Below are 5,889 nucleotides of genomic sequence, written 5' to 3'. Positions count from 1 at the left end.
ATCAAATCAGGGACGGTTCAGGTCACCCTGTGGCGTTTTCGATAAGAACGAAAAGCTCGTCAGAACTTTCAGTAGGCAAACGGTTAAAGGAGTCTCGGGACGTACAGCCTATCTACGTTGTGGCACAAACAAAGTCGTCAAAGGTAAAAATATCGGTTGGGGCTATCGGCATATCAAAGCTGGCCACATGAACGACTGGAACAACCAGGCGGTATTCTTAGGTGCGAACTGGAGGGACTTCGCGGATTGGGCAACAAACGAAGCCTTAAAATGGTCATGCCTAAAGAAATACCAAAGCGGCAATAAAACTATTCGGTACGGTGGGGTTTATGAACTTCGAGATTCCCGTGGGCGGATCATAAAAAAGTCGGCGTCACGGCATCAGTTTCAGCCACAAATTCCCGTCTCATCACATCTCATCCCGACAGTGTGAACCGAGCTTGCGGTAAATAATCAAGCTTCGCTGGTAAGTTCTAACAAGAAGGGCTATGGCGCATGTGCGCCATAGCCCTTCTCAGTCTTCTGCTTCTATTCTCATACTTGCCCCGTACATGGTTCCCCGTGAACCAGTGAAAGTATGAAGAGCTGCTATCAACTCCGAGAACGCATACTGTTCGCCGCCGGTAAAGCCTCGCGGCATTCTAATCCCGTTCAAACCGGCAAGTTCATTTTCCGTAACCCTCCATTTGACGACCGCCGTGCCATTATCGTCAAAATTGGGATATTCGATATAGATTCCCCACGGAGTTAGGCGAGCTTCATACCCACGTTCGTTCACTAGGTAATCAACATACCTTTGACGCTTAAATGTCTCCATAGAATAATCCTAAGTCCTCCAAGCAAACAATCTAGTTACGGTAGCGAAGATCTCTGATAATGAATTCCGACAGGTTACGATTGCGATGGACCCAAGGATCTTTTTTCGCCACGAACTGTCATTGTTAGAGCTTTCTCACAGTTAGCATCATACGAACCCCAGCAGCGCCAAGGGTTAACTCTGATACCTCCACGTGGTCTTACTCCTTTAAGATGATGTGCCCATGATAGGTGTTCCTCGTGGCCTGGCAAGTGATATTCGCTTATCAGAGGCCATGCACGGGCCACGATCCGCCGTCGAAGGAGAACTCAGGTACCGCAGCTTGTGGCTTGTGTGCGGGAGGTCGTTTGGTTCCTGCTGTCCACGTGGGTGCAGGAAAAGCAGCGCAGCGATTGGGCTTTTGCTGTGCACAGGTGGGCAGGAGGCTTAACCGCGATGCCCTGGTTTCGTCGCGGTTGATTCGGCTTCGGGTAGGGTTTCCATCCAGCAGGTCGCGTTGATGGCGACTTGGAGCGCTGCTAGGGCTTGGGCGACGGCTTGTTTCGTGTCGGGGTAGTCCTTGTTCCATGAGTCGGTGCTCATGGTGATGCGTCCGGTCTTCGCGAGGTCTTCCAGCTCGTTGGCTAGGGCTTTGAGGTCATCGTAAATTTCTGAGGCGTTGCGGGTCATGGCTTATCTCCTGGCCGGGTGGGCGAAAGTGACTAATTTTGAGTAACTGAGTAAATGAGCAACTGAGTAAATGAGTAAAAACGCATTTGAGTAAGTGAGTGACTTGAATGTTAGTCTTTGAGTAGTTGGCTGGCGCGCTGGAAGCTAATGCCGAGCACTTTTTCAATGTCGCGCACGGTGTAGCCTTCGGCGTGTAGCCCGCGCACGACCCGGCGCGTGTGCTCCGCTGCCGACATGCTCAGTTCGCGGGCCTTGGCGGTTTCTTCGCGGGCCTTGGCCCATTCCCTTTTAGCGGCCTCCGGTAGTTCGTAGGTGACATTGACGGTCACTGCATCCTTGGGCACGTCCAGGATTGCTGCCGCGAGGCTGTCCGCGTACTCCTGCACCTCGCTGAGTTTCTTAGTGGAGGTCACTTGGTCAAGTTCGGGGATGGAAATTTCCCACCACTTGCCGTCCTTCATGGCCACAGCTTCTAGGGTTCGCTGGGAGTGCATCTTATTCCTTTCTGCGGCGGGAGGGCTGATGCCCTCCCGCCGGGGCGGTTACTTCCAGCTCCTCGGGATCTGCGGGAAGATCTTGCTGAGCTGCCGGATGATTCCCGGGGAGGTTTCCTTATGCCTGGGGAGGGCGAAAACTTTGCTTCCATCCGGCGGGGCCCACACGTCGTGTGGCCCTTGCGACCGGATCACGCTCCACCCTTGGGCCGTGAGAAACTTGGTCACTTCCTTGGTTTTCGTTGTTTTCATAACTTTAGTCTAGTCCCCCTAGACTGACAAGTCAATGGGGACTAGACAACATCGGCTATTTTATCCGGCCTGAATCCTGACCAGTGCTCGACCCCCGCGACCACGACCGGGGCTTGCGCATAGCCAAGACTTTTGATGTAGGCGAGCGCGTCATCATTGGCGCTCACGTCCACGGCGCTATAGGCGATTCCAGCGCTTTCTAGGGCACGGTAGGTGGCGTTGCACTGCACGCACGATGGCTTGCTGTAGACAGTGACGGGCGTTTCCATGATTTCCCTCCTTGGGGTTATTCCTGGGCTGTCAGCGCCGCGATTTCTTTGGGGCTGAGCTTATAGGCGAAACTGCACTGTCCAAATTCCTCGGCGGCGATGGTGGCGGCTTCTTCTGAGTCGTAGAAACCGAGGATTTGGGTTACCGGGCAGTTGAGGACGATATAAGGGGCAACGGTACTCATGGGAAATTCCTGCTTTCCGGGCGGTGGCACCCCGCCGCGAGGCGGGGCACCGGGTGCTAGCTAGCCGGCGGGGAGGCCGCGATATTTGGCGGGTAGATCCTCGAACTTCTCGGGCACATCGTCGGGGCCGTCGCTTTGCCCTGTTTTCCAGAACCAATGAGCGTCACGGTCAATGGCTTCTTTGCACGCTTCCAAGGTGTCGAAATATTTGGTGGTGGTGTCACCTTCGACGTAGAGGCCGTAGCCGAAGTGGCGCTTGCCGCCCTTGTTGATCTGGCGGGCGAATCCGATCACGTAGGGCCATGCGCCGAAGTCGTAGCCTTCGGCTCCCCATTGGGCAATGACCGTCCATCCTGCGTTTTCGGCGGTGTCCAAGTAGTCGTAGCCGTCGCCGCTGCGGTCATCGAGGGGCAAGTCTGGCCCGGTGAACGTGGTCTGAGCTGTAGTTTTCATCGCTTTTCCTTTCCCTGGTTCGTTGTCCTCATATCTTTAGTCTACCCCGCCTAGACATCCCTTGTCTAGTAGAGATAGACACTTATTTTTTTGGCAAATGTCCGCCCGTCCGGGAACCTGGGCCGGCTAGAGAATCACTCACGGTGAGGCCATCTTGAAAACTGGGGTTGCGCCCTGGCTGAGCCTTCGCGAGCGTGCCCCAATCCCTTGGACTACCCCTTGTCGATGCCGAAAAAACCCAACCCCTCCACGCGCACCACGGGTTAATGAGTCTTGAACCATGGGGAAATCAGCCGGGAAAACCCCGGGCACAGTTCTATCAAAGTGACTTCTTGGGGATGCATTGCGCTAGTGTCGGTCGCCGTCGCTACGGTAAAGGCTTAGAATGTAGATTCTAAGAAAGTGTGCTGTGATGAAAATTGATCGTATACAGGTTTGCGAGCTGGCGACCCCGCCGCAACGGGTGATCGCTATGGCCCTGGACCGTGTCCCGGCGGGTTACCCTTCCCCAGCCCAGGACTACTCCGATACGAAGATTGATCTATCCGAGATGCTGATCCGTGATCAAGTCTCGACCTTCATTGTGCGGGTGTCTGGTGAGTCGATGCAGGACGCGGGAATCAGCGATGGGGACGAGCTGATCGTTGACCGCAGTGTGCAGCCACGCGATGGGCACGTGGTGATTGCAGTGATCGACGGGGAGATGACCGTCAAACGTCTCTCCACTGGCCCTGCCGGGGTGGTGTTGAAAGCAGAGAACCCGGACTATCCCGATCTGCGCGTAGCGGAACTATCGGATTTCAGGATTTGGGGTGTGGCCACCACATGCCTCCATCACCTCTAGACTCCCCCAACCCGGCACAGCGGGGCGAATACATCGCACATGTTGATGTGAACAGCTTCTATGTCTCCTGCGAACGCGTCTTTGACCCGAAACTCGAAGCCCGCCCGGTAATCGTGCTGTCCAATAATGATGGCTGCGCGGTCGCGCGCAGCAGCGAAGCCAAAGCCCTGGGCGTTGAGATGGGCGCGCCGTGGTTCAAACTCGCTGCCGACGCTGACCGATACTGGTCGCAAAGTCCTCTAATTATGAGCTGTATGGCGAAATGTCGGGGCGGGTCATGAAACTGCTGGCACGGTTCTCTGCTTGGGTGGAGATCTATTCCATCGACGAAGCCTTCCTCGGCGTGAGCGGCACGCTCGATGAGCTGCAAGCCCTGGGTGAGCAGATCAAGGCCGAGGTGTTCCGGCTGACCGGGTTGCCGGTCTGTGTGGGCATCGCCAAAACGAAGACCTTGGCCAAACTTTCGAACCAGTGCGCCAAAAAACTCAGTGTGCTAGGCGGGGTGTGCGTCTGGGACCGCGCCCCACGGACCACCACCGAAAACCTGTTAGCCCGCCTTCCGACGGTCGAAATCTGGGGCATCGGTCCCCGTCTGACTAAACGGTTGCGGGGCTTGGGGATATGGACGGCAAAAGAGCTGCGGGACGCCGATGAGGTGCGTATCCGGGATAAGTTCTCCATTGTGCAGATGCGCACCGTTTTGGAGTTGCGCGGTATCCCATGTATCCCGATGGAGGAAGAACGGGTGATCAAAGATCAGCTGATCTTCTCTCGCAGCTTCTCTGATCCGGTCACTGATCGGGTGGGGATGGAGCAGGTGATGGGGATTTATGCGCAGCAAGCCTCTGCAAGATTGCACAAGCACCAGAAGCAAGCCAGAATTCTCAGTGCGTGGGCGATGACCAGCTATTTCAACCAGCATCAGGATCACCAGCCAGCCATTACGGTGAAGCTACCTGGGCCGACGGCTGATCCGGTGGTTCTCACCAAGGCAGCCAAGCAACTACTCCCCCAGATCCTGGTCGGGGTGAAGTACGCCAGGGCTGGTGTGGTGGTCATGGATCTGCAGCCGGTGGCGATGCAGGACACGTTCGTGCCTTTCGTGTCAGCGCATGAGGCGAAACAGATCGGCCCGTTGATCCAGCAGATCCGTAGCGAGCACGGGGTGAAAGCTATTGGTTTAGGCGCTGCAGGACTGCAGCAAGGGCCAGCTTGGGAAATGCGCCGGGAGATGATCAGCCCTCGCTACACCACCCATTGGAAGGAGCTGATGACTGTGAAAGCCGCTTAGGGGTGACGATGCCGATATACAGCGATCGCAGATTTTTTGGCTGCCACCGATGGATGAGTAAATATGATTGCAACTACCAGAAGAACAGTAATCATCCCTGCATAGGTAATAAGAAGTTCTTTTCCCAGATAGGCTCCCGAGGCACTAGCGGTTGCGATCGTGATCGCGATGAAAGTTAGAAATATTGTCAGTACCGTGACAATCTGCTTAAAGTTGCTGCTCTCAAACTCAACTTTTGCAAGTAAATGCTCAAATGGTTCGGTCATCGGCGGTTCACCCACGGCAACCAATTGTTCGTTGACGTACTTCGCGTACTTTTCTTTGAGTCCTTCGGAGGCTCTGCGGTTCATCGGCGTTCTTCTCTCTACTCGGAACATTAGCTATGAGCAGGAAGCGTGGCTCGTGAACAGTTCCCGGATCTTCCTCGCGGTGTTCTTCGGTTTGGCTCAACGTCACTACACACTGTTGAGAGGCCGCGCAGGGGTCACACTCGCTTGTGGCGATTGAACTCCCCTGTCTGTCAGGATCAAGTGAGACCAGCCACTCATAGCAACCCCCGCCTCACCCCAGACAGGGCGAGAACAGGAAACTCAGCGCACCATGAGCATCACCACC

General features: G+C 55.3%; 10 protein-coding genes and 1 pseudogene. 3 read left to right on the top strand and 8 right to left on the bottom strand.

All coding sequences use genetic code 11. The features are described 5' to 3' along the window. The coding region (locus CIK76_RS19670) for a hypothetical protein (protein ID WP_217990422.1) at window positions 1–433 on the top strand (433 nt) is incomplete at its 5' end. Window positions 434–514: 81 nt separating this feature from the next. On the opposite strand, the gene CIK76_RS16625 is transcribed toward CIK76_RS19670, so the two are convergent. The 7 genes from CIK76_RS16625 to CIK76_RS16600 form a co-directional block, all read right to left on the bottom strand. Next, window positions 515–817, bottom strand: coding sequence for a hypothetical protein (locus CIK76_RS16625; RefSeq protein WP_013350251.1), 303 nt, complete (start codon window positions 815–817; stop codon window positions 515–517). Between the two features lie 426 nt (window positions 818–1,243). Then, on the bottom strand, window positions 1,244–1,486 hold the full coding sequence (locus CIK76_RS16620) for a hypothetical protein (RefSeq protein WP_096288488.1): 243 nt from the start codon (window positions 1,484–1,486) through the stop codon (window positions 1,244–1,246). Between the two features lie 110 nt (window positions 1,487–1,596). Next, a complete protein-coding gene (locus tag CIK76_RS16615; RefSeq protein ID WP_096288484.1) occupies window positions 1,597–1,980 on the bottom strand; it encodes a hypothetical protein in 384 nt (127 codons plus the stop codon). Window positions 1,981–2,028: 48 nt separating this feature from the next. Further along, window positions 2,029–2,232 carry a type II toxin-antitoxin system HicA family toxin gene (locus CIK76_RS16610; RefSeq protein ID WP_096288482.1) on the bottom strand — a complete coding sequence of 68 codons (204 nt, stop codon included), beginning with the start codon at window positions 2,230–2,232 and terminating at the stop codon, window positions 2,029–2,031. A 41-nt stretch (window positions 2,233–2,273) separates the two neighbouring features. Next, the gene (nrdH, locus tag CIK76_RS16605; RefSeq protein ID WP_096288479.1) at window positions 2,274–2,501 is read right to left on the bottom strand and encodes a glutaredoxin-like protein NrdH; all 228 of its coding nucleotides are present in this window, start codon (window positions 2,499–2,501) and stop codon (window positions 2,274–2,276) included. A 17-nt stretch (window positions 2,502–2,518) separates the two neighbouring features. Further along, a complete protein-coding gene (locus tag CIK76_RS19480; RefSeq protein ID WP_176484274.1) occupies window positions 2,519–2,686 on the bottom strand; it encodes a hypothetical protein in 168 nt (55 codons plus the stop codon). A 60-nt stretch (window positions 2,687–2,746) separates the two neighbouring features. Next, window positions 2,747–3,139, bottom strand: coding sequence for a hypothetical protein (locus tag CIK76_RS16600; RefSeq protein WP_096288477.1), 393 nt, complete (start codon window positions 3,137–3,139; stop codon window positions 2,747–2,749). Window positions 3,140–3,611: 472 nt separating this feature from the next. Between CIK76_RS16600 and umuD the strand changes: the two genes are divergently transcribed. Beyond that, window positions 3,612–3,983: a translesion error-prone DNA polymerase V autoproteolytic subunit gene (umuD, locus tag CIK76_RS16595; RefSeq protein WP_229777474.1), complete on the top strand. Its 372-nt coding sequence runs from the start codon at window positions 3,612–3,614 to the stop codon at window positions 3,981–3,983. Continuing rightward, window positions 3,965–5,274 (top strand): annotated as a pseudogene (locus CIK76_RS16590) (Y-family DNA polymerase). Before umuD ends, CIK76_RS16590 begins: the two are co-directional and overlap by 19 nt. On the opposite strand, the gene CIK76_RS16585 reads toward CIK76_RS16590, so the two are convergent. Further along, complete coding sequence (locus CIK76_RS16585) at window positions 5,271–5,624, bottom strand: hypothetical protein (RefSeq protein WP_096288473.1); 354 nt, start codon at window positions 5,622–5,624, stop codon at window positions 5,271–5,273. The pseudogene CIK76_RS16590 and the gene CIK76_RS16585 overlap by 4 nt on opposite strands. Between the last annotated feature and the right edge of the window lie 265 nt (window positions 5,625–5,889).

Source organism: Glutamicibacter sp. BW80, assembly GCF_002332385.1.
Lineage (GTDB): Bacteria > Actinomycetota > Actinomycetes > Actinomycetales > Micrococcaceae > Glutamicibacter.
This window is presented reverse-complemented; position numbering and strand designations above follow the sequence as displayed.

Bases quoted from the DNA above. Each gene is read 5' to 3' on its own strand.
- CIK76_RS16625 (WP_013350251.1), bottom strand. From the start codon at position 817: ATGGAGACATTTAAGCGTCAAAGGTATGTTGATTACCTAGTGAACGAA.
- CIK76_RS16620 (WP_096288488.1), bottom strand. From the start codon at position 1,486: ATGACCCGCAACGCCTCAGAAATTTACGATGACCTCAAAGCCCTAGCC.
- CIK76_RS16615 (WP_096288484.1), bottom strand. From the start codon at position 1,980: ATGCACTCCCAGCGAACCCTAGAAGCTGTGGCCATGAAGGACGGCAAG.
- CIK76_RS16610 (WP_096288482.1), bottom strand. From the start codon at position 2,232: ATGAAAACAACGAAAACCAAGGAAGTGACCAAGTTTCTCACGGCCCAA.
- nrdH (WP_096288479.1), bottom strand. From the start codon at position 2,501: ATGGAAACGCCCGTCACTGTCTACAGCAAGCCATCGTGCGTGCAGTGC.
- CIK76_RS19480 (WP_176484274.1), bottom strand. From the start codon at position 2,686: ATGAGTACCGTTGCCCCTTATATCGTCCTCAACTGCCCGGTAACCCAA.
- CIK76_RS16600 (WP_096288477.1), bottom strand. From the start codon at position 3,139: ATGAAAACTACAGCTCAGACCACGTTCACCGGGCCAGACTTGCCCCTC.
- umuD (WP_229777474.1), top strand. From the start codon at position 3,612: ATGGCCCTGGACCGTGTCCCGGCGGGTTACCCTTCCCCAGCCCAGGAC.
- CIK76_RS16585 (WP_096288473.1), bottom strand. From the start codon at position 5,624: ATGAACCGCAGAGCCTCCGAAGGACTCAAAGAAAAGTACGCGAAGTAC.